Origin of the sequence: Salegentibacter chungangensis, assembly GCF_042678405.1 — a bacterium.
Lineage (GTDB): Bacteria > Bacteroidota > Bacteroidia > Flavobacteriales > Flavobacteriaceae > Salegentibacter_A > Salegentibacter_A chungangensis.
This window is the reverse complement of record NZ_JBHTLI010000002.1, coordinates 118,434-139,321: the sequence shown is the minus strand read 5'-3', so window position 1 is coordinate 139,321 and position 20,888 is coordinate 118,434. Positions and strand designations below refer to the sequence as shown.

Here is a 20,888-nt window from a genome sequence, read left to right as displayed (position 1 = left end):
AAATAATATTTAGCATGAAATTGATTTTTTGTTTTGCAAAAATATTGAGAAACTCTCACCTTGAAATTTTTGAATTGGATAAACTGGTTGAAAAGGGTTATGATGTTACTCTTTTGGATCTAACAAAATTGCATGGTGGTCAAGCTACGTGTGATAACGAATTCATGAATAATCTAATTACACAATGTAATACCAAAGAAGATATTATTGACTTTGTTGGGAATCTTGGTTCTGCCCCTGTAATTTATGTTTGTAATGATGAATATTTAACCAAGGCTTTTGAAAGTTTAAAATTATTGGTTAGAGATCAGGATAAGGTTTTAGGATTTCGTACAAAAACTATCCCTGTCCAGCATAAAAAATTAAATGTTTTTAAACGAGTTTTAAGAGCTGCTTTCAGAAGAGATGGTAATTTTTATTCTTTATTTCAAAAAATTTATAAACTTAAAAGAAATTATCTTATTCCGGATTACTTTTTATGCAGCACTAACTATGACTTACCCCTTAAAATTGCTTTGACTTTAAAAAAGCAAAATATAATTATTGCCCATGCAGATGACGTAAATAAAATATTAAAGGTAGGATCCTTTGATGAATCTAAGCAAAGAATAGGTGTTTTTCTTGACCAGTTACTCCCAATAGCTTACCAGAATCAGTTGCCAGACGAGTATTTTGATCACTATTACGAAAAATTGCGTAACTCATTGAATAAACTTAAGGATGTATTGGATTTAGAAGAAATTATAATAGCGGAACATCCTGAAAGTGAAATCTATTCTGAAAAGCTAACGGACAAATTTAAAGGGTATACTAGGGTAAGGGGCAGAACTAACGAATTAATAAAAAGTTCAAGTGTTGTATTTGCTCATTTTAGTACTTCAATAGGATTTGCGGCATTTTATAAAAAACCTATAGTAATACTAAATGACCGGAAATTTGAAGACATTGAAAGAATCTCTCTTGCAATGGCTTCTTTCGTAGATATTTTGAATTTGCCGGTTATAGATATGGATTCAAGAGAGGCTGGAGCACTCACTGACCTTTCCGTTGATAATAAATCATATGACAACTACATTAAAAAGTTTTTAAAAGATAGTATGGTTAACGAAAACTCGTATCATTATGCAATCAAGAAAATCCATAATGATATTTCTGTTAGTCGGTAAACCCTAGAATATAAATGTCAAAATCTTTATTCATCTTATCAACCCCTTCTCAGGCCTTCTTTGTTAGCTTGGCGGCTAACCTGGTGCCTAAAGATTCTATTCTTATACTTACTGTTAAGAAACAGGAGGAGGAAAAAGAAATGTTGAAATATTTAAGTCAGCTTACCTGGCAAAAAATTCATATTTGGTATATTCCATCGGGTAATTCTAATAGTGAGTATTTAAAAGCTATTTCATTTAAAATAAAGTTGATACAGCTTAAACTGAGATACAGAAAAATACAGAATGTTTTTTTTGGCAGCTATTTAAATCTTTATCATTTGAGTATTGTTGCTGAATTTGAGAAAAGTAATAATTTGTGTTTATTATATGATGGGTTGCAAATTATATCTGTAGCTAAAGCTAGAAATGCTGGTAATTTTGAGTTAATCAATTACCCATTGCTTCATCGATTACTCGGGTTTAAAAAACCAACTTTAGAATCAATAAAATATATAACCCCTGTGCCTCTTTACGAAATTGGAGAAATGGATTCCTATGTAGTAATGAAAAGAGAATCAGAATTAAAGAAAAGTAAGGAAATTAATGACCAATTGATTTATTTTATTGGTCAACCCTTACCTAACATAGGGATTACTTCAAAGGAATTCTATATTAAAAGTATAAATCAATTAAGTAAAATGTTTCCGGAGAAAAAGTTGATTTATATACCTCATCCCAGGGAAGATTCTGAAATTATTGAAATAATAGGAGACCAATTTGAAGTTATAAAATTCAAGGATATCTTCGAGAAAGAATATATTATGGCCAAAGTTATTCCTGGGAAAGTCTGTTCTTTTTATAGTTCAGTACTTCTGAATCTTCTTTATTTAAATTCTGAATCGGAAGTAATTGCGATAAATATTCCAGAGTCAGAAATCAAATACAAACAACTTCGTGGACATATAAATGTGATATATAAATATTTTAATAATATTAAATCAGATAAATTTTCTGTAATTAAATAAATGCATTTATTTCGGAATGGTATTAAAAGCCAGACTTTATTTAAATTCAATAAAAGGAATACAAAGTGTTTAATCTAATTTATATTATAGAAACAGATTGCTTATGAAATTTAAAATTTAATTGACATGAAATTTATTAAAAGTAAATGCAAGATTGAATTGCATAGTGACTTTCAAAGATATAATCCTGGCGTTTTTAACTTTAGAAATTTCATTAAATTATTTCTAATCCAGCCGTGTTTTAGATATATGGTGTTATTTAGGATTAGCAATAATTATACAAAAAAAAGTTTGTTGGGCTTAATTGCCCGAATTTGGTTTAACTGCTTAAAATCGAAATTTGGTTTACAGATTTATTTAAGAGCCAGAATTGGAAAAGGGTTTAGGTTAAACCATTATGGGAATATTCTAATCAATCAAGGTGTGGAAATTGGGGATAATTGTAATGTTGCTCAAGGGGTCTCAATTGGAAATGTAAGTAGAGGAAGACTTAAAGGTTGTCCAAAGATTGGAGATAGAGTATGGATAGGACCTAATGCGGTAGTGGTAGGGAAAATAAAAATTGGGAATGATGTCCTTATTGCACCACTAAGTTACGTTAACTGTGATATTCCCGATAAAGCCGTTGTTTCAGGGAACCCTTGTAAAATTCATAATTATCATGGTAGTGGAGTTTATGTTAAAAATATATATGAAGAAAATCTTCGGTAATATGGGCTTAGAGAATGGTGTAGTTAAATAAAAAAATAGGTTGTTGAAAAAATCGGTTACATTACGTGTTTTAGCTTATCATAAGGTTCAGAATTGCTTTCAATTCGAGAAACAATTAAAGCATCTTAAGGCACATTATAATATCATTGAATATAGAGAACTTTTTGAAGCCCTCTATAAAGAAAAGAGTCTGCCTAAAAATCCAGTTTTAATAACCTTTGATGATGGAGATTTATCAAATTATAAGAATGCCTATCCATATCTTTTAAAGTATAAAGCATCAGCTGTATTCTTTATTATTACAAATTTGATTAATACTAATGATCCATTCTGGTGGGATGAAATTGAGTACTACCAAGGAAAAGAATCAGGGGACAAGAAGGTATGGGAAGTTAAAAATTGGGATAATAAAAAAAGGGAGTTATACCTTGAAGAATTAAGAAAAAAGTCTGATAAACCTCCAATGATTTATTCACAGCTTACGACTTCAGACTTGGAAGAGATGTGTAATAATAGAATGACCATAGCCAACCACTCCCATACACATCCCATGTTTAATAATTGCACTTTTGAAGAACTAGACGAAGAGCTAGAATCTTCTATCTCAATTCTAGAAGACTTAAAATTCACATCTCGGGCTTTTGCTTATCCCAATGGCAATTTTTCTGACAAAGCTGAAAAAAAATTAAAGGAACATGGCATAAAATTAGCTTTCCTTTTTGATCACAAAATTAATAGGGGACACTTAAATCCTTTGCGTATTTCTAGGCTTATAGTAAATGATACCACACCAATTTGGAAATTGAAGTTTATTTTAAGTGGCTGGCACAGTAAAATACTTCCTTTAACCAGGGCTTTAGGTAAATTAAGAAAATGATAATATGAAACTTTTAATCGTTATTGATTCTCTCGGGGGAGGCGGAGCTGAAAGGTCAACTCAGGTGCTTTGTGAATATTTGGATAAGAAGGGTGTTTCTTTCGAAATAGTTTGTCTTTATTTTTATCCTAATGGGTTTCACCAGGAAATGATTGACAAAGGGTATAAAATCACATTTCTCGAAAAAAAATCCTTTTTCGGTCAATCAATGGAAATAGGTGAGATAATTTCTAAAGGAAAATTTGATCTTGTCCATAGTATCTTATTTAAGTCTAACCTAAGAACCAGGTTTGCTAAAACTTTTACCAGGTTCACTCATTTAGAAAGTCTAGTTAATACTACCTATTCTAAAGAAAGGAAGTTTGATAATAAGGTTAACCAAAATTTACTTGCCATTTATAAGATGGTAGATAAATATACTGCCAAAGTTTTTGTGGATCATTTCCACAGTATCACTAACTCAGTAAAGAATCATTATGTTGAACATTTAAAAATTAATCCTAAGGATATTACTGTAGTATATCGGGGAAGAGAGAAGCTTGAGCTAGATCTTGACATAAGGGGAAAAAGAGATCCTAATAAGTTTGTCCTTTTAAATGTAGCCAGGCAAGATTATCAAAAAGGGCAAATATTTCTTCTTCAGGCTATGAAAAAATTGAAAGAGCTTGGAAGAACAGATATTAAGTTGATAAATATAGGTGTTGAGGGTAGTGAGACAGCAAACTTAAATAGATATGTAAAAGACCATAATTTAAATTCGACTGTCGAATTTGCCGGGTTTTCAAATAATGTAGCTGAATATTTTTCAATTGCAGATGTATTTATTTTTTCCTCTCTATTTGAAGGCTTAGGAGGTGCATTAATTGAAGCACAGTCTGCGGGATTACCAATTATTACAAATGATATAGAAGTATTAAGGGAAGTTGTTCAAAAAGATTTAAATGGGCTATTGGTGAATATAAAAGAGACTGATCAAGTGGTGGATGCTATAATAAGGTTAAGAGAGTCTCCGGAATTACGAAAAAACTTTGAAAAGGAAAGTCTTAAAAACTATCAGAACAAATTTAAACAGGAGACTAGTAATCGAAATATGCTTGAATTATATAAAAGATTATGTTAGAGTTTAGACCAATAGACTACGCTAAAGATATAGATGAAGTTGTTAGTCTCATTCAAAAATATCTTCAACCTGCTTATAGCAAAGAATTTCTCATTTGGAAGCATCTGGAAAACCCATTTGGGACATCATATTCTATGGTTGCGACTTTTAAGGGAGAAATTGTGGGGGTGTTGTTTTACATGAGGTATGATTTCTACAATAAAAATGGGGATTGTGTGAAATGTATCAGACCCTTTGATGCTTGTACTTCTCCGGAAATGAGGGGGAAAGGTATCTTCAAAAAACTTATGGTAGCTTGTCTGGAGAAATATAAGAATGATTACCAGATACTTTTGGCGAATCCAAACGCTAACAGTTATCCTGAGTTCCTAAAATTAGGTTGGAAAGAGCCGCCTGGGCATAATTATGTTTATAAGTTTGGAATTTTGAATCCAAGTCTTAAAGGAAATAAAGGATTATTCAAGGACCTCCAACCGGATGAGAATTCCGGTCAAATTCTAGATTCTGGGAGTAAGTTTTTGGTTGGGAACTCCCTGAAATTTATTCAATGGAGATATAAAGACCCCATATATAAAATAAAAAAACTTTTATCTGGGGGGAGCGTTGTAGCTATTATTGTTTACAGGATAGATAGAATTAAGGGAATTAAAACAATTGTTCTTTGTGATTATTATGGCGAGAGTAAACTTATACAGGCTGCTTTACAATATATTCTAAGGAAGGAGGGAACTGTTTTTATTTACTTTTTGTTGAATAGTTTTACAGAAAATATAAAGCCTCTGGCCGCTAGCACACACAAAAAAGCCCTAATTGTTTTTAAAGAGAATAATTATAAACTTAATGAAGATATTGTAATTTCTTTAGGTGATTTGGAAGGAAGACTTTGAGAATACAAGGTTAGTGTTTTAAAAATACAAAATTGTTTTTATCTGTAGGAGTGGAGATGACAAAATTCCACGAATGTTTAGAAACAAAATGGGATTAAGTTCCATTTACTTTAATTTAATATGGCAAAAATAAAGGTTTTATACGTGATTGATACTTTGGAGGGCTATGGAGCAGAAAAGAGTCTTGTAGAAATAGCCAGTAACTTTAAAGATACTCAGCCCGTTTTTGTGCATATATATCAGGGAGATATGCTTAAGTCAACTTTGGAAGAAAGAGGGGTCAAAGTGTATTCCTTAGATTTAGTTGAAAAATATGCCTTTAGCAAAGCCGTTGATAAATTGAGGGTTATTCTTAACCAAGAAAGACCTGATATAATGCATGCAACATTATTTCGATCTGAGATAATTGCTAGAAAACTAAAAATTCAATTCCCAGAAATTTGCTTAGTAGGAAGTTTCGTAAGTAATGCCTATTCTTCAGAACGTTACAAAGAAAAAAATTTAATTGACAGACTTAAATTGAATTATTTTTTCAATTTAGATAAAAAATGGGCACCACATGTAGATTATTTTATTTCGAATTCCCATCATATAAAAAAAGTTACAGGTAATGCTTTAGGGATTCGAGATGAGAAAATAAAAGTAATTCACAGAGGAAGAGCCAGTAAGGACTTTTTACCTGAAAAAGAATGTCATAAAGGAGTCAATTATAAGGATTCCAATAAAATAAACCTCCTAAATGTAAGTAGATTAATCCCCCTGAAAGGGCAAATGGATTTAATTAGGGGATTATCCAAGGTTAGAAATGAAGTGCCAAATGTGAAATTACTCTTCGCTGGGAGTGGTCCTTATAGAAATTCATTAGAAAGAGAGACAAAGAAATTAAACCTACAGAATAATATTACTTTTTTAGGAAGGATAGAGAATATAAATAAGCTACTGCAGCAGGCCGATTTCTTCGTTTATCCTTCTTATTCAGAGGGATTGCCAGGTGCTCTTATAGAAGCTATGATGGCAGAGAAAATTATTTTCGCTTCTGATATTCCAGAAAACTTAGAATGTGTAAATGAGGAGACTGCTATAATTTTCAAGAAGGGAGATGTGGATGATCTTAGTGAAAAATTAATTATGGTATTGAAAAACCCGCAAAAGTTTACACATCTTGGAATCAAAGCCAGAAAAAGGGCAATTGAACAATTTGAAATTGAAAATATTTCCCAGGAATACGAAAAAAGCTATGTCGATTTTATTGCAAAAAAAAGTAAGAGCAAACTTAGAGTTCTTCATTTAATTCAAAAACCGCAAAATAGGGGGGCAGAAACCTTTGCGGCACAGTTAGCTAATAAGCAAACCAAAATTGGTCAAAAAGTTCTTTTGGTGTCAGTTTTTTCGGGAAATGCTGATTTGTCTTGGGAAGATGAGATCTTAACTTTAAATGGAAATTTGAATAAACGGGTTTTTGATTATAAAGCCTGGAAAAAACTGTCAAGGATTATAAATCAATTTAAACCTGACATTATTCAAGCAAATGCTGGTGATACCTTAAAATATGCTGTATTCTCTAAACTGATGTTTAGGTGGAATGTGCCTATAGTATTTAGAAATGCCAGTGAAGTGGGACAATATTTAAATTCTACTTTTCAAAAAGGATTTAATACTTTTTTGTATAAGTCAATAGATCAGGTTATATCGGTTTCCCAAGCCTCACAATTGGACCTGCTTAATCATTTTCCATTTTTAAAAGGAAAGATCCGGGTTATTCCTATAGGTTTAGAACAAATAGACTCTATATCCCCAATTTGTTTAAAACCTCAAGGGGTTAAACACATTATTCATGTAGGAGGTTTTAGTTTTGAAAAAAATCATAAGGGACTCATCAGGATTTTTGAAAATTTTTTAAAAATTGATGAACAAGCCCATTTACACCTAATTGGGGATGGACCTTTACGCAAAGAAGTTGAAAACTTGGTTAGAATTAATAATCTAAGCAAAAAGGTTAGTTTTTATGGTTTTGTCAATAACCCTTTGTCTTATATTAAAGCAGGAGATGTTCTGGTTTTACCCAGCATAATTGAAGGTCTTCCGGGCGTTTTGTTGGAAGCGATGTATTGTAGAACCCCGGTTATAGCATATAATGTTGGAGGAGTTTCTGAAATAGTTAATAAGGAAACAGGTGAGCTTATACCTAAAAATGACGTAGAAAAATTTGTAAATGCTATTTCACGCACATTTCTGAATAAGGACGGGTTAAAGGTTGATAGAGCAAAGAATATGGTAGATAATAATTATATGAACTCTACTCTGGTTAAAGAATTTAATGCGGTGTACGAAGAAGTACGGAGTAGGTAGACTATCCTGTTTTTGTTATATTATTCTTAATTCTTTTTAAAATCTTGTCTTAATACTCAATTAAAATAACTTTATCCTTTATGGGAAAAATGAAAGTACTTCATATAATTAAATCTTTGGGCAGAGGAGGAGCAGAGATGTTATTGCCTGAAACATTGAAACTTCATAATAAGGAAAAATTTGAGTTCCATTATATTTATTTTCTACCCTGGAAAGATCAAATGGTAGAAAGTATTCAGGATGCCGGAGGTATAGTAAATTGCTTTGAATCCAAGAATAATCTGAAACTATTTTTCCAATTTAACAAGATCATTTCTTATTGCAGGAATAATAATATTGATATTATCCATTGTCATCTTCCCTGGGCCGGTTTTGTAGGAAGAATGGTTCACAAAATCACAGGGATTCCGGTATTATATAGTGAGCATAATATGCAGGAGCGATATCATGAAGTGACCAAAAGGATTAATAAGTATTCATTTAATAGCCAAACTCTTGCTTTTGGCGTTTCTCAGGATGTATCTAATTCAATACAAAAAAATATTGCACCAGATATTCCCGTGAAAACTTTATTAAACGGGGTTAATACGGATAGCTTTAAAATTACTCAAAATGGAGAAGTCAGAAAGAAGTTGGGGATCCCAAAAAATGCAATAGTAATTGGCAACGTGGCTGTTTTTCGTTTTCAGAAAAGACTAGTAGAGTGGCTTCGGACTTTTAAAGAAATTTATAATAATAACCCGGAAGTATATGGAATTATTGTTGGAGCTGGACCCTTGGAACAAGAAATTAAGAAGGAATGTGATGACTTAGAATTGAATGATGTGGTTTTTTTTCCCGGGCTTAAAACCGAGGTTAGACCTTATTTTGAAGCTATGGATATTTTTATGATGAGTTCTTCCTTCGAAGGATTACCAATAGCATTACTGGAAGCTATGAGTATGGAGTGTGCAATAGTGTCAACCAATGCGGGTGGTATTAAGGAGGTTATCCGTAACGAAAAAGATGGATTGATTTGCAATGTTGAAGAGTGGGAAAAACTTTCGGCATTAACTGAAGTTTTGATAGATGATAAGAATAAGTTATTTGAAATGAAAAAAGCTGCTAGGAGAAGGGTTGTGGAAAACTTCAGTTTAAAAAAGATGGTGAAGGAACTTGAAGATTATTATAAGGATATATTCAATAACAAAGCAGGTTAGGTTCTACAAATGAAAACAATATCTAGATCGGTTATATCTTTTATAACCACATTATCTTAATTATTAAACCCGGTATTTGAAAAGCAAATTAAAGAAATAATGGAAATTAGGGAAGCGGTTAATAAAGATATACCTGAAATACTGAAAGTTTTAAAAGCTAGTTTGGGAGAGACTTCTTCGAAAAAGACTGAAGAAGTATGGAGATTTAAGCATGTAGACAATCCTTTCGGGAGGTCATTAGTTCTTTTAGCCGAGGAAGGAGGTGAAGTGGTTGGAGTAAGGGCTTTTATGAGATGGAAATGGCAGGAAGGAAATCAGGTTTTTTCAGCTTTCCGGGCAGTAGATACAGCAACCCATCCAAATTATCAAGGGAAAGGGATTTTTAAAAAACTGACTAAAAAAGCACTGGAAGTAGCGGCTAATAATGGTGATCATTTTGTATTTAATACGCCAAATAAACAAAGTAAACCTGGTTATCTTAAGATGGGATGGGAAGAAGTAGGAAAACTGAATGTGGGTGTATTTCCTGTAAATCCATTTTATTGGAGTAAAAAGGAGAACATAGAAAAGTATGGTGTAGTTTGGAATGATGAAATAAAATTGGATTTTTTTGATAATTGGAATGAAAAACTGGAAAAAACAGGTAAATTATTTACACCTAAATCTGAGTCTTACCTGAATTGGAGATATGTTAATAATCCATTGCAGAAGTACAAGGTTTTCTTTAATAACGGTTTTTTTATTGCAGGATACGTTAAAAAACACACTTATTTTAAGGAACTAAGGATATCTGAGGTAATACTATCGTCAGATTATAATAAGAAATCGCTTAAAAAGAAGGTTAAAAATTGGACTAAAGAATTGGGGGTTAACCTAGTGAGTTTTAATATCCCTGGAGGAGAATCTCTAAACTTTTATAGTTTTACCGGGAAATTTGGACCAATTTTAACGTTTAAAGGGATTGATGAGAATTTAGATGATAGTTATTTTTTAAACAATGAGAACTGGGAATATAGTCTTGGAGATTTAGAACTTTTTTAAATGTTTGGAGCTTTAGCATTAGTTATTACTCTTTTATTTATCAATCAAGGGCTATTTAGCTTTATGGGTAAAAGACATACCTTTTTCTCAAAAAAATTAATGAACGGGCTGTACTTTTACCACTTGCTTTTTTTCGGAGTTTATTATGTCTATGCATTAGTGAATAGGTCAGATTCGCATATGTATTTTTTAAGGCCTCAATCGATTTCTCGGAGTTGGAGTAGCTTTTTTGGAACCAGTACTACGTTTATTGACTTTTTATCTTATCCTTTTATAAACTATCTTAATTTCAATTATGAAATGATGATGGTTCTGTATGCATGGTTCGGTTATTTGGGTTTTGTGTTTGCGTATTTATTTTTTAGAGAAAATATACCGATCAAGATCCGGGTATTTAAAAACTTTGATTTTTTAATTCTGATATTGTTTTTACCAAATATGCATTTTTGGACTGCTTCTTTGGGGAAAGGAGCTCCTATTTTTCTTGGATTAATGATGTTTGCTTATTCAATTACCAATATTAAAAAAAGATTCATAACCCTAATTATAGGATCTTTAATAATATATTTCATAAGGCCCCATGTTTTTCTTTTTATTGCTGTCGGGACTGTACTGGGATACATGACTGGTAAAGAAAAAATTTCTTTCGGGAAAAAGCTTTTGATTTATGTTGTGATGATAGGTGGCTTAATGTTGGTTCAGGATCAAATTTTAGCTGTTGCTGGTTTGGAGGGGTCTGACGATCTTGTAGAGGATTTTCAGGATTTTTCCGAAACTCGTTCAAATAAACTAGATAATGCGGGGTCGGGAGTAAACATGGCTGCTTATCCTTTACCTTTAAAGCTGTTCACTTTTTGGTTTCGGCCTCTTTTTTTGGATGCTCCCGGGATTTTGGGGTTAATTGTTTCTGTAGAAAACCTTATTTACTTATTACTCTTTTTAAAGATTTTAAATAAAAAGTTTTTAAAATTTATAAAAAAATCTCCGATTAGTGTCAAAATGAGCTTGACTGTATTCTTCTTATCCTCTTTGGCTATGACCTTTGTGATGTCGAATCTGGGTATTATCATGCGTCAAAAGTCTATGGTGATGTATTTTCTATTTTTTGTAATTTATTATTTCCTCGCCCAAAAGAAATATGATAAAATTATGTGGAAAAGAAGAAAGATTAAACAACAAAAGCTTAAGGATGAACTGGTAATAGGCAATTGATGATTGCTTACGTCATATTAGCTTGAAGGGATTATTCAAAATTTTAAAATTTTTATATGCAACAAAAATCCGGAGATTTAGTTATTTCATTAGATTTTGAACTTTTATGGGGTGTGTTCGATAAAGTAGAGTTTAGTCAATATGAAAACTACTTTAACAATACAAGAAAGGTTATTCCGGAAATTCTTCGATATTTTGAAAGATATGGTATACATGCGACATGGGCTACAGTAGGAATGCTTTTCAATAAAGATTGGGATGAATGGAATGTTAGTAAGCCTGAGATTAAACCAAATTATACAAACACCCTTCTATCAGCCTATAAATATGGTGATTCTATTCAAAATCAGAATACAGGACACCTGTGTTTTGCCCCGGATTTGATTGGAAAAATCATTGAAACTGAAAATCAGGAGTTAGCTACCCATACTTATTCACATTATTATTGCCGAGAAGAAGGACAAAATTTAGAAAGTTTCAGGGAAGATCTTAAGCTTTCGATCGAAAAAGCTAATAGTTTTGGAGCTAATCTACGCTCTTTAGTTTTTCCGCGGAATCAGTTAAATGAAAACTACCTGAAGGTTTGTAGTGACTTAGGAATTACTAGTGTCCGTTCCAACCCTAATATCTGGTATTGGAAGGATACTGAGAAAGACACCTTAATGCAAAAGATCTTTAGAACCGGAGATGCCTATATTGGAAAAAAAGATAAACCATACCATTTCTCAGAAATACGTAAAACCCATAATCTTAGTGTTCAACCAGCGAGTAGATTATTAAGACCTTATTCAGGCAAGTCAATTTTAGATAAACGTAGGATAAAAAGAATATTTAGTGAAATTACCACAGCTGCAAAAGAGGGTAAAATTTATCATCTATGGTGGCATCCACATAATTTTGGTGCTGACCCTGAAGAAAGTTTAAGAGAACTGGAATTAATATTAGAACATTACAAATTTTGTAATGAAAGATTTGGATTTCAATCTTATACTATGGATGAAATCCATAGAAAAGCATAAAAACGATATATGGCTTGTGAGATTTCTGTTATAATACCAACTTATAATCGGTCCCATACCGTGTGGCGGGCTATAGAAAGCGTAATTCATCAGACTTCTGGAAATTGGGAATTAATTATTATAGATGACGGTTCCACTGATGATACTGCCTCTTTGGTCCGTGATTATTTGGAAGATGATAGGATTACTTATCACCGACAGGCTAATTCAGGAGTTTCAGCGGCCAGGAATAAGGGAGCTGAATTATCGAAGGGGAACTATTTGCTTTTTCTTGATTCTGATGATAGTTTAAGAACCAATCTGTTTTTCAGGTTGAAAGAGTCGGGTTATTCCGATTATGACCTTATATCTTGGGGAGTGCTAAAGTTAACCCCTACAGGAGATACTATTTGGAAACCCAAAAAGCTTGAAAAGCTTTATAACTGTATTACGGCGAGTTTTTTAGCCGGTAGTATATGCTATAGAAAGGAGATTTTTCTTGAAGCCGGAGGCTATGACGAAAACATGCTGTTTGGGGAGAATTACGAGCTAGGTATTCGGGTTTCTCATTTAAAAAATTTAAAGGTTAAAATCCTTGATGAGGTTTTTCTTGATTATTATATGAAGTTTAAGGATCGGCCTAGCAGTAAAATTAAGAATAAATTGATATCCAATAAATATTTATATAATAAGCATCAGGAAAAATATTTGGAGGATAAGTTTTCAAATAGCCGATTTAATTATTTAATGGGGTATCTGAATGAAAAAAATGGCAATAGACTAAAAGCAAAAGATTATTACTTAAAGGCCCTAGCTATAGATCCTATTTATGTAAAACCAATTGTTAAAGTGTTTTGGTTCCGTTTAAAGTTTTTGATCGGAGGTTAATTAAATCTTATGTGTTAATTTAAGGGCTGAAATAATGCGGGTCTTTTTCATAAAATGCATAAAAAGCATTCTATAAATATTCTTCAATTCCTTTTCTAAACATTTTGCGGTACTTTTTTGTTTTTGCTGTTTATGGTACTCTATCAGTTTCTTATAGGTATATGTCTTAATTTCAAGTTTTTGCACCCTTTCCTTGCTTGTCCAGATACCGCCTTTATGTTTTCTATACACAGAAGGGTTTATATTATTAATAAATTTAGCTTTTCCAAACCCTCCTAACACACTCAATAAAAAACTATCTACATTAATAACTTCGCCTAATTGATAGGGAAGTTCTTGGAATTGTTTTCTGAAGCAAACAGTAGAAAGAAGAGGTTGGTAAATTAAACACTGTAGATCCCTTGATTCTATATCAGACAATTGTTGATCTAATTTTTGTTCTTGGTTTTCTGTTAGGTTTTTAGAGAGATTAACCTCATACTGGTGAAATGTAAGAATGTACTCCCTATTACTTTCTAGAAAATCTACTTGTTTTTGAAGTTTCTTTTTATCTGTCCAATAATCATCCCCTTCACAAAATGCTATATATTTCCCCCGTGCCTGAAAGAAGTTATAAAGGGCATTAAAGTTACCTGTAGGTATATTGTTTATTCTTATTTTATTCTCATTATGATGAAGAAATAATCTTATCTTATCTGGATATTTTTTTGCATAAGTGATGCAAATATCTCTTGTCGAATCATTAGAGTTATCCTCCCCAAGCAATATTTCATATTCAAAATTTACTTGTTGATTAAGTAAAGAATCCAGGCAGGTAGAGATATAATTTGCATGTTGAAAGGTTTGAACACAGATGCTTACTAAAGGTTTTGAACTAACACTGTTTTTAAAATGCTCTGGAAGAGTGTGTTGGTAAATATTTTGAAATTCTTCAAAGTTCATTAAAGTAAGATTCGATCTAAAAGTTTCGACGAGTCAATTTTTCTTAAGGTTGTGCCACCATTAGAATAAACGGAATATGGGTTGGCGTCTTTTTCTATATTTACATTCATTCCTATTATCGAATACTCTCCTACTTGAATGTTGTGTCTAACGGTAGAATTCATTCCTAAAAAACAGTGATCACCAATAAGAGTGTTCCCTCCTAATGTGGTTACGCTTAAAAGAGCGTGGTTTCCTATTTTAGAATGATGTCCAATATTGGCACAGATGAGATATGAGTTATCACCGATTTCAACAAATGGCTGTATTACAGAACCTTCTCCAATAAACACATTTTCACCCGTGATTAGATCCGGCCAGAACTGAGCTTTTGAGGAAATATAGCTAGCCAAAGAATACCCTTTTTCTTTAGTTTCTTTAAAAAGACGCTTTCTAATTTTATTGTTACCCACTGCAATAAATACATTAACAGATTTAGTTTCGTATAATTCACCCAGTTGTTCAAAATTAATTAAAGGTTTATTGTCAAATGTATTTGATTCTAAAAGCTTTTCTTCTATGCAATATGCTATCACATCATAATCAGTGTCATTTTCAAAAACATATCGAACATATTGGGCCAGCTTTCCGACACCATAAATGATTAATTTCTTTTTCATTCTAAATTGAAATAATAAAGTATTCTCAAATATACCGGTTTTGAGACACTCGTTAGGTAAATATTATTTTAATATTCCTCTTTGTAAGAAAAAAGAAGGAGCCCTGCATTTTAACAGATCAATTTTGATTTTCAACGAAAATACGTGTCGGCTCTTTTAATGGTGTGTGTATTCTTCTATATTTCAATCAATTAACCTTAAAAAGTGTTCCGATGAAAAGATTTTTAATCTTAGGATTTATATTGATTTCAATGATTTCTTGTAGTACAGAAGAAGAGTTAGATATGTTAGAGCCTGAAGAGCTAAACCTTACATTTGAAAAGGACGGATGTGTGATTCATTCTTTTGAATATGATCAAGCCGGTTTCGCTCAAGTTAGGAACTATAATGATGAGTTAGTAGTAAGGATAAGCAGTGCAAACGATTTTCTGCTTAAAGAGGTGAAGATTTACATCGCCAATTCTGGGGCGGAGTTTCCAAAAAACAAAAAGGGATTAATACCCGGAAGAGCTGATTATAAGAAAAAATTTAAGGAAGGCGTAAATGAAAACAAAGCAAAATTTTCACTGGCTGAACTTCCTGAAAACTTTTTTATAGCGGCTTATGTTGAGTTTGAATCGTCAGATGACAGCTATGAAGGTTGGGCCGGAGATATAATTTCCGGGGATGGGAATTGGACATATTTTGAGTACGGCGTTACAGAGTTTTCATTTTATGCAGGAAAGGATCAGATAAGGGAAATGACCCTTTCAGAAGTCACAGCTTTACCTAGTTGGGACGAAGTAAGAAAAGTATATGCCGGGATGTTGGATGAGGGGGTAGACCGAAACTCTGGGACTTATGAGCCGAGTATTTGGGATCTAATAGATATGTTTTATGATGAAAGCAGGTCGTCTCAATTAGGAGACTATACTACAACTTACAGCTTGGGAAGCGGGGACTGTTCAGACTCAGCAGAATTAACTTTGAGAGTTATTGCAGATTAGATTAATTGATAGTACTAAATTTTTACTAATTCCTCCAAAAGAAAGTTTAAAGTACTAATAATCAATTGCTTTAACAAGTATTTGTACCACATAACGAATAGCGATAATTCAAGGGTTTTTAAATGGTAAATTTATGTATAACCATTTTAAATCCGGATTGCTATGAAATCAAAATTACTTTACGCGTTAATAATTGGGACACTAATTACATCCTGTTCCGTAGATCCTGTTGATGAAGAAATTTCTTTAAAGGACGCCCAAGAGATAAATTCGTCAATAAATGACGGGTGTGCGGGCCCAGATAATTCTAAAACTTTGACTCTTTCGGAAGCATCAGCTATAGAGAGCTGGGATGAGGTTAGGAAACTTTACTTAAGCCTTTTGCCAGCCGGAGTCTCCAGGGGTGGTACCTTTGATCCATCAATTTGGAACCTTATAGATGCTTTTAATGAGGCTGATAATCCTTTAGGAGAATATACAACCACTTATTCTTTAACAGGAGATCAATGTTCTGATTCTGTAGAATTAACAATTATTGTAGTTCCAGATCAACAACAGGAACCTGTATGTGATAATGTAGATGCCGGTCCTGACAATTCAATGAGTCTTGAAGTATCTGTTGCCAGAGCTATTGAAAGCTGGGATGAAGTCAGAAAGCTTTACCTGAGCTTGTTGGCAAAAGGTGTTCCCAGAGATGGTGCTTTTGATCCCTCCATTTGGGATTTAATAAATGCATTTAATGCTTTAGAAAATCCTGTAGGTGAGTATGCCACTACTTATACAATATCAGACGGAGATTGTACAGATTCAGTTCAACTGACAGTAAATGTTATTCCCGATAAGCAGCAGGACCCAATTTGTACAGGAGTAAATGCAGGGCCTGATAATATGAAAATTATGACTCAGTCTGAAGCTGCTGCCTTACCTAGCTGGGATGAGGTGAGAAAACTTTATTTGAGCCTTTTAGCGGAAGGAGTTCCAAGAAATGGAACTTTTGACCCCTCCATCTGGGATCTTATAAATGCATTCAATGAAACTGATGACCCTACGGGAGATTATACAACTACCTATACAATATCAGATGGAGATTGTACCGATTCAGTAGAGTTAACAATTAGAGTTGTTCCTGATTAAAACATAATAAGAGAAAAATAATGAAAAAGGGCATATGATCATATGCCCTTTTTCATTAACAATACTTTCAGATAAATCCTATTCAAAAAGTTTAGTTTTGTCAAAGTAAATTTAACAAATGTCGAAACTAGTTCGAATAACTACTATTCCTCTTTCGCTTGAAAAACTTCTGGAGGGGCAACTTACCTATATGAGCCAGTATTATGAGGTAACTGCCATAGCCGCAGAGAAGGAAAGACTGGAGCAGTATGGAAAGGATAATAGAGTAAATACATTTTGGGTTAATCTTACCCGTGAAATAACCCCCGTTACAGATTTGAAGGCCCTGTTTAGACTTTATTCCTTTTTTAAAAGGGAAAAACCTTTAATAGTACATACCCATACTCCAAAGGCCGGAATTATCGGTATGCTTGCTTCAAAAATGGCAGGGGTTCCTATCAGACTACATACCGTTGCCGGTTTGCCTCTAATGGAAACCACAGGCTTAAAGAGGAAGGTTCTCGATGAAGTTGAGAGAATAACCTATTCTCTGGCTACAAAGGTTTATCCTAATTCAAGAGGGCTAAAAGAAGTGATATTGGATGAAGGGTTTGCTTCTGAAGAAAAATTGAAAGTGCTGGGGAAGGGTAGTTCTAATGGTATTGATACGGAGTATTTTAATCCGTATAAGTATAGTGACCAGGAAAAAGCACTTTTGAAACAAGAGTTGAATATTCCGGAGAAGGATTTTGTTTTTATATTTATAGGGAGATTGGTATCTGAAAAGGGTATAAATGAGCTAGTTGCATCATTTTCGAAACTTCAGCGAGAAAAGAAAAATATAACTTTACTGTTAGTAGGTCCTTTTGAGGAAAATCTGGATCCATTAATGCCGGATACTATGGAAACTATTAAAAGTCACCCGAAAATAGTAACAACAGGATATCAACAGGATGTAAGGCCATATTTCTCTGTTTCAGATGCATTAGCTTTTCCAAGTTACAGGGAAGGCTTTCCAAATGTGGTTATGCAGGCAGGAGCTATGAATTTGCCAAGTATTGTGAGCGATATCAACGGCTGCAATGAAATTATTGTAGAAGGAATGAATGGGGTGATAGTACCTGTTAAAAATGAGCAGGCACTTTATGAAGCGATGGAATTATTTGTAAAGAATAAGAATTACCTGGAACGATTATCAGAAAATTCCCGGGAACAAATCTGTAAGTTCTATGATAGAAATGAATTCTGGGAAGTTTTGTTAAGAGAATACAAAAAATTAGAATCTGAAATTATGAAATCCTAACTTCGCGCGCTGAATTTTTCAGCTCAAGCTGCTTAAGATAGCAGCAGGAACAGTATTTATGTATAAGAGAATATTTAAGCCATTAATCGACTTTTTCATTGCATTTACGGCACTTTTAGTTTTAAGTCCGTTATTACTCATCATCGTTATATTATTAGCTTTGGCGAATAAAGGGAACCCGTTTTTCTTTCAGCAACGACCCGGGAAAAACGGCAAAATATTCAGAATAGTGAAGTTTAAAACTATGACTGATGAAAAGGATTCGAAAGGAAATCTCTTACCGGATGCAGAACGGTTGACCACAATAGGCAAATTTGTAAGAAAAACCTCCATTGATGAAATCCCTCAATTATTCAATGTTCTGAAGGGGGAGATGAGTCTTATAGGCCCAAGACCTCTACTACCCGAATATTTGCCGATTTATACTGAACGCCAATATAAGCGACATCTAGTAAAACCCGGTATTACGGGATGGGCCCAGGTAAATGGAAGAAACGCTATAAGCTGGACTCAAAAATTTGAATTTGACGTTTGGTACGTGGAGAATTTATCTTTTATGCTGGATCTGAAAATACTTTTTCTAACCATAAAAAAAGTAATTTTATCTGAAGGAATAAATACTGCTAATATGGCAACAACAGAACCATTTAATGGAAAGAATTAAGAGAATAAATATTTATGGTGCCAGCGGTCACGGAAAAGTGGTTGCAGATATTATTAATTCTATTGATAATACAACACTTGGGTACATTTTAGATGATAACGAGAACCTTAAAGAGTTCGAAGGGCATCAGGTAATCCACAACCTAAGCAGGGATGTGTTGAATTATGATACAGTTCTTGCTATTGGGAATAACACTATCAGGAAAAAAGTAGCAAATAATTTTAAAGGAACCTATGCGTCTTTTTTGGGCCACAATTCTGCGGTTGTTTCCTCTTCAGCTATTATTTCAGAAGGAAGCGTTATAATGCCTAATGCTACTGTAAATGCGGCGGCAAGTATTGGTAAACACAGTATTGTGAATACAGCAAGTGTTATAGAGCACGATGTGGTTCTGGATGATTTTGTACATGTTTCCCCGGGTGCAGTAATCACCGGAAATGTAAGGGTAGGTGAAGGAACTCAGGTCGGAGCCGGAGCCACAATAATTCCGGGTATAGAAATTGGTAAATGGGTTACTATTGGAGCCGGAGCGGTAATTATTGAAAATATTCCTGATGGAGCTGTAGTAGTTGGTAATCCGGGAAGAATAATAAAGTTTAAAGAGTTTGAGAATGCATAAAAACAAAATTTGGCTTTCCTCTCCTCACATGGGCGGGAATGAACAGAAATATATCAGGGATGCCTTTAAGGAAAACTGGATCGCACCATTAGGTCCTAATGTTACCGGTTTTGAAGAGGATATTAAAAGATTTCTTAATTCAAAGGCCAATGAAGAGTCTGAAGTTGCAGCTTTAAGCTCAGGTACCGCAGCATTACATCTTGCACTGGTTATATTAGGGGTGAAAAGTGGAGATGAGGTTATTTGTCAATCTATGACCTTTGCTGCATCTGCAAATCCAATTAAATATGTTGGGGCCACACCAGTCTTTGTGGACAGTGAGGAGGATACATTAAATATTTGTCCTGTTCAGTTAGAGATAGCGATCAAGGACAGGATTGAAAAAGGGAATAAACCTAAAGCGATTATTGCAGTCCATTTGTACGGAATGCCCTATAAAGTTGAAGAGGTTCACCAGGTAGCCAAAAAATATGGAATTCCGGTGGTTGAAGATAGTGCTGAATCTTTAGGAAGTACCTACAATGGATTAAATTGTGGTACATTTGGAGAACTGGCTGTTCTATCATTTAACGGGAATAAGATCATTACAACTTCGGGAGGTGGAGCATTGGTTGCCAAAGACCTTAGACATAAGGAAAAAGCAGTTTTTCTAGCTACCCAGGCACGTGATGCGGCACCACATTACCAGCATAGCCATATAGGTTACAATTACAGATTGAGTAATATTTGTGCAGGGATTGGAAGAGGCCAAATGGAAGTTTTAGATGATAGAGTATCGGCCAGAAGGGAAATGAATCAATTTTATTTAAATTTATTTGCCGATATTACGGGAGTTAATGTGCAAACAGAACCTGATGAAAGGTATTTTAGTAACCATTGGTTAAGTGTTATTCAGGTAGATGAAAAGGAAACAGAAGGAATTTCCCGTGAATACTTGAGGGAGGAATTAGAGAAAGAGAATATTGAATGCCGACCTTTGTGGAAGCCAATGCATATGCAACCGGTGTTTAAAGACGCTCCCTACTACGGGACCGGAGTGGCAGAGAGAGCATTCGAAAACGGATTGTGTATGCCTTCTGGTTCTAATTTATCAGAGGAAGACAAGAGGAGAATTGAAAACGCTATTAAGGCCTGCTTTAACAAATAG

20 protein-coding genes are annotated in these 20,888 nt (G+C 33.6%); 18 read left to right on the top strand and 2 right to left on the bottom strand.

Annotated features, from left to right (window positions below; translation table 11 throughout):
• Positions 1–14 precede the first annotated feature (14 nt).
• The 12 genes from ACFQ3Q_RS11305 (at position 15) to ACFQ3Q_RS11250 (ending at position 13,455) form a co-directional block, all read left to right on the top strand.
• Complete coding sequence (locus tag ACFQ3Q_RS11305; RefSeq protein WP_380745892.1) at positions 15–1,166, top strand: hypothetical protein; 1,152 nt, start codon at positions 15–17, stop codon at positions 1,164–1,166.
• Positions 1,167–1,180: 14 nt separating this feature from the next.
• Positions 1,181–2,173 (top strand): hypothetical protein, encoded by a 993-nt coding sequence (locus ACFQ3Q_RS11300; RefSeq protein ID WP_380745890.1) that lies wholly within the window; start codon positions 1,181–1,183, stop codon positions 2,171–2,173.
• 126 nt (positions 2,174–2,299) lie between these two features.
• Positions 2,300–2,884 (top strand): serine O-acetyltransferase, encoded by a 585-nt coding sequence (locus ACFQ3Q_RS11295; RefSeq protein WP_380745888.1) that lies wholly within the window; start codon positions 2,300–2,302, stop codon positions 2,882–2,884.
• Positions 2,885–2,927: 43 nt separating this feature from the next.
• Entirely contained in the window at positions 2,928–3,761 is an 834-nt protein-coding gene (locus ACFQ3Q_RS11290) for a polysaccharide deacetylase family protein (protein WP_380745886.1), read from the top strand.
• Between the two features lie 4 nt (positions 3,762–3,765).
• The gene (locus ACFQ3Q_RS11285) at positions 3,766–4,881 is read left to right on the top strand and encodes a glycosyltransferase family 4 protein (RefSeq protein WP_380745884.1); all 1,116 of its coding nucleotides are present in this window, start codon (positions 3,766–3,768) and stop codon (positions 4,879–4,881) included.
• On the top strand, positions 4,875–5,768 hold the full coding sequence (locus tag ACFQ3Q_RS11280; protein WP_380745882.1) for a GNAT family N-acetyltransferase: 894 nt from the start codon (positions 4,875–4,877) through the stop codon (positions 5,766–5,768). The genes ACFQ3Q_RS11285 and ACFQ3Q_RS11280 overlap by 7 nt, the downstream gene beginning before the upstream one ends.
• A 120-nt stretch (positions 5,769–5,888) precedes the next feature.
• On the top strand, positions 5,889–8,117 hold the full coding sequence (locus tag ACFQ3Q_RS11275) for a glycosyltransferase (protein ID WP_380745880.1): 2,229 nt from the start codon (positions 5,889–5,891) through the stop codon (positions 8,115–8,117).
• 80 nt (positions 8,118–8,197) lie between these two features.
• Positions 8,198–9,316 carry a glycosyltransferase gene (locus tag ACFQ3Q_RS11270; protein ID WP_380745878.1) on the top strand — a complete coding sequence of 373 codons (1,119 nt, stop codon included), beginning with the start codon at positions 8,198–8,200 and terminating at the stop codon, positions 9,314–9,316.
• A gap of 99 nt (positions 9,317–9,415) precedes the next feature.
• Positions 9,416–10,357 (top strand): GNAT family N-acetyltransferase, encoded by a 942-nt coding sequence (locus ACFQ3Q_RS11265; RefSeq protein ID WP_380745876.1) that lies wholly within the window; start codon positions 9,416–9,418, stop codon positions 10,355–10,357.
• Entirely contained in the window at positions 10,358–11,569 is a 1,212-nt protein-coding gene (locus tag ACFQ3Q_RS11260; RefSeq protein ID WP_380745874.1) for a hypothetical protein, read from the top strand.
• 56 nt (positions 11,570–11,625) lie between these two features.
• The gene (locus ACFQ3Q_RS11255) at positions 11,626–12,588 is read left to right on the top strand and encodes a polysaccharide deacetylase family protein (RefSeq protein ID WP_380745872.1); all 963 of its coding nucleotides are present in this window, start codon (positions 11,626–11,628) and stop codon (positions 12,586–12,588) included.
• A gap of 9 nt (positions 12,589–12,597) precedes the next feature.
• A complete protein-coding gene (locus tag ACFQ3Q_RS11250; RefSeq protein ID WP_380745870.1) occupies positions 12,598–13,455 on the top strand; it encodes a glycosyltransferase family 2 protein in 858 nt (285 codons plus the stop codon).
• Here the strand turns inward: ACFQ3Q_RS11250 and ACFQ3Q_RS11245 are convergent, their stop codons facing one another.
• Together ACFQ3Q_RS11245 and ACFQ3Q_RS11240 are read right to left on the bottom strand one after the other, a co-directional pair.
• Positions 13,456–14,397 carry a glycosyltransferase family 2 protein gene (locus ACFQ3Q_RS11245; protein ID WP_380745868.1) on the bottom strand — a complete coding sequence of 314 codons (942 nt, stop codon included), beginning with the start codon at positions 14,395–14,397 and terminating at the stop codon, positions 13,456–13,458. It lies immediately after the preceding gene.
• Positions 14,397–15,056: an acetyltransferase gene (locus ACFQ3Q_RS11240; protein ID WP_380745866.1), complete on the bottom strand. Its 660-nt coding sequence runs from the start codon at positions 15,054–15,056 to the stop codon at positions 14,397–14,399. Before ACFQ3Q_RS11240 ends, ACFQ3Q_RS11245 begins: the two co-directional genes overlap by 1 nt.
• Positions 15,057–15,268: 212 nt before the next feature.
• On the opposite strand from ACFQ3Q_RS11240, the gene ACFQ3Q_RS11235 reads away from it, so the two are divergent.
• The 6 genes from ACFQ3Q_RS11235 to ACFQ3Q_RS11210 all read left to right on the top strand — a co-directional run bounded on the left by ACFQ3Q_RS11235 (position 15,269) and on the right by ACFQ3Q_RS11210 (position 20,888).
• Positions 15,269–16,042, top strand: a complete 774-nt coding sequence (locus ACFQ3Q_RS11235; protein ID WP_380745864.1) for a hypothetical protein — start codon at positions 15,269–15,271, stop codon at positions 16,040–16,042.
• A gap of 162 nt (positions 16,043–16,204) precedes the next feature.
• Positions 16,205–17,176: a hypothetical protein gene (locus tag ACFQ3Q_RS11230; RefSeq protein WP_380745862.1), complete on the top strand. Its 972-nt coding sequence runs from the start codon at positions 16,205–16,207 to the stop codon at positions 17,174–17,176.
• 118 nt (positions 17,177–17,294) lie between these two features.
• Complete coding sequence (locus ACFQ3Q_RS11225; RefSeq protein WP_380745860.1) at positions 17,295–18,458, top strand: glycosyltransferase family 4 protein; 1,164 nt, start codon at positions 17,295–17,297, stop codon at positions 18,456–18,458.
• Between the two features lie 58 nt (positions 18,459–18,516).
• On the top strand, positions 18,517–19,122 hold the full coding sequence (locus ACFQ3Q_RS11220) for a sugar transferase (RefSeq protein WP_380745858.1): 606 nt from the start codon (positions 18,517–18,519) through the stop codon (positions 19,120–19,122).
• On the top strand, positions 19,109–19,741 hold the full coding sequence (locus ACFQ3Q_RS11215; protein ID WP_380745856.1) for an acetyltransferase: 633 nt from the start codon (positions 19,109–19,111) through the stop codon (positions 19,739–19,741). Before ACFQ3Q_RS11220 ends, ACFQ3Q_RS11215 begins: the two co-directional genes overlap by 14 nt.
• Positions 19,734–20,888 (top strand): DegT/DnrJ/EryC1/StrS family aminotransferase, encoded by a 1,155-nt coding sequence (locus ACFQ3Q_RS11210; RefSeq protein WP_380745854.1) that lies wholly within the window; start codon positions 19,734–19,736, stop codon positions 20,886–20,888. The genes ACFQ3Q_RS11215 and ACFQ3Q_RS11210 overlap by 8 nt, the downstream gene beginning before the upstream one ends.

What these genes read in the sequence shown, in the direction of transcription:
- ACFQ3Q_RS11285 (WP_380745884.1), top strand. Translation starts at nt 3,766, where the DNA reads ATGAAACTTTTAATCGTTATTGATTCTCTCGGGGGAGGCGGAGCTGAA.
- ACFQ3Q_RS11235 (WP_380745864.1), top strand. Translation starts at nt 15,269, where the DNA reads ATGAAAAGATTTTTAATCTTAGGATTTATATTGATTTCAATGATTTCT.
- ACFQ3Q_RS11225 (WP_380745860.1), top strand. Translation starts at nt 17,295, where the DNA reads ATGTCGAAACTAGTTCGAATAACTACTATTCCTCTTTCGCTTGAAAAA.
- ACFQ3Q_RS11300 (WP_380745890.1), top strand. Translation starts at nt 1,181, where the DNA reads ATGTCAAAATCTTTATTCATCTTATCAACCCCTTCTCAGGCCTTCTTT.
- ACFQ3Q_RS11260 (WP_380745874.1), top strand. Translation starts at nt 10,358, where the DNA reads ATGTTTGGAGCTTTAGCATTAGTTATTACTCTTTTATTTATCAATCAA.
- ACFQ3Q_RS11250 (WP_380745870.1), top strand. Translation starts at nt 12,598, where the DNA reads ATGGCTTGTGAGATTTCTGTTATAATACCAACTTATAATCGGTCCCAT.
- ACFQ3Q_RS11295 (WP_380745888.1), top strand. Translation starts at nt 2,300, where the DNA reads ATGAAATTTATTAAAAGTAAATGCAAGATTGAATTGCATAGTGACTTT.
- ACFQ3Q_RS11255 (WP_380745872.1), top strand. Translation starts at nt 11,626, where the DNA reads ATGCAACAAAAATCCGGAGATTTAGTTATTTCATTAGATTTTGAACTT.
- ACFQ3Q_RS11280 (WP_380745882.1), top strand. Translation starts at nt 4,875, where the DNA reads ATGTTAGAGTTTAGACCAATAGACTACGCTAAAGATATAGATGAAGTT.
- ACFQ3Q_RS11270 (WP_380745878.1), top strand. Translation starts at nt 8,198, where the DNA reads ATGGGAAAAATGAAAGTACTTCATATAATTAAATCTTTGGGCAGAGGA.
- ACFQ3Q_RS11245 (WP_380745868.1), bottom strand. Translation starts at nt 14,397, where the DNA reads ATGAACTTTGAAGAATTTCAAAATATTTACCAACACACTCTTCCAGAG.
- ACFQ3Q_RS11305 (WP_380745892.1), top strand. Translation starts at nt 15, where the DNA reads ATGAAATTGATTTTTTGTTTTGCAAAAATATTGAGAAACTCTCACCTT.
- ACFQ3Q_RS11265 (WP_380745876.1), top strand. Translation starts at nt 9,416, where the DNA reads ATGGAAATTAGGGAAGCGGTTAATAAAGATATACCTGAAATACTGAAA.
- ACFQ3Q_RS11230 (WP_380745862.1), top strand. Translation starts at nt 16,205, where the DNA reads ATGAAATCAAAATTACTTTACGCGTTAATAATTGGGACACTAATTACA.
- ACFQ3Q_RS11210 (WP_380745854.1), top strand. Translation starts at nt 19,734, where the DNA reads ATGCATAAAAACAAAATTTGGCTTTCCTCTCCTCACATGGGCGGGAAT.
- ACFQ3Q_RS11220 (WP_380745858.1), top strand. Translation starts at nt 18,517, where the DNA reads ATGTATAAGAGAATATTTAAGCCATTAATCGACTTTTTCATTGCATTT.
- ACFQ3Q_RS11215 (WP_380745856.1), top strand. Translation starts at nt 19,109, where the DNA reads ATGGAAAGAATTAAGAGAATAAATATTTATGGTGCCAGCGGTCACGGA.
- ACFQ3Q_RS11240 (WP_380745866.1), bottom strand. Translation starts at nt 15,056, where the DNA reads ATGAAAAAGAAATTAATCATTTATGGTGTCGGAAAGCTGGCCCAATAT.
- ACFQ3Q_RS11275 (WP_380745880.1), top strand. Translation starts at nt 5,889, where the DNA reads ATGGCAAAAATAAAGGTTTTATACGTGATTGATACTTTGGAGGGCTAT.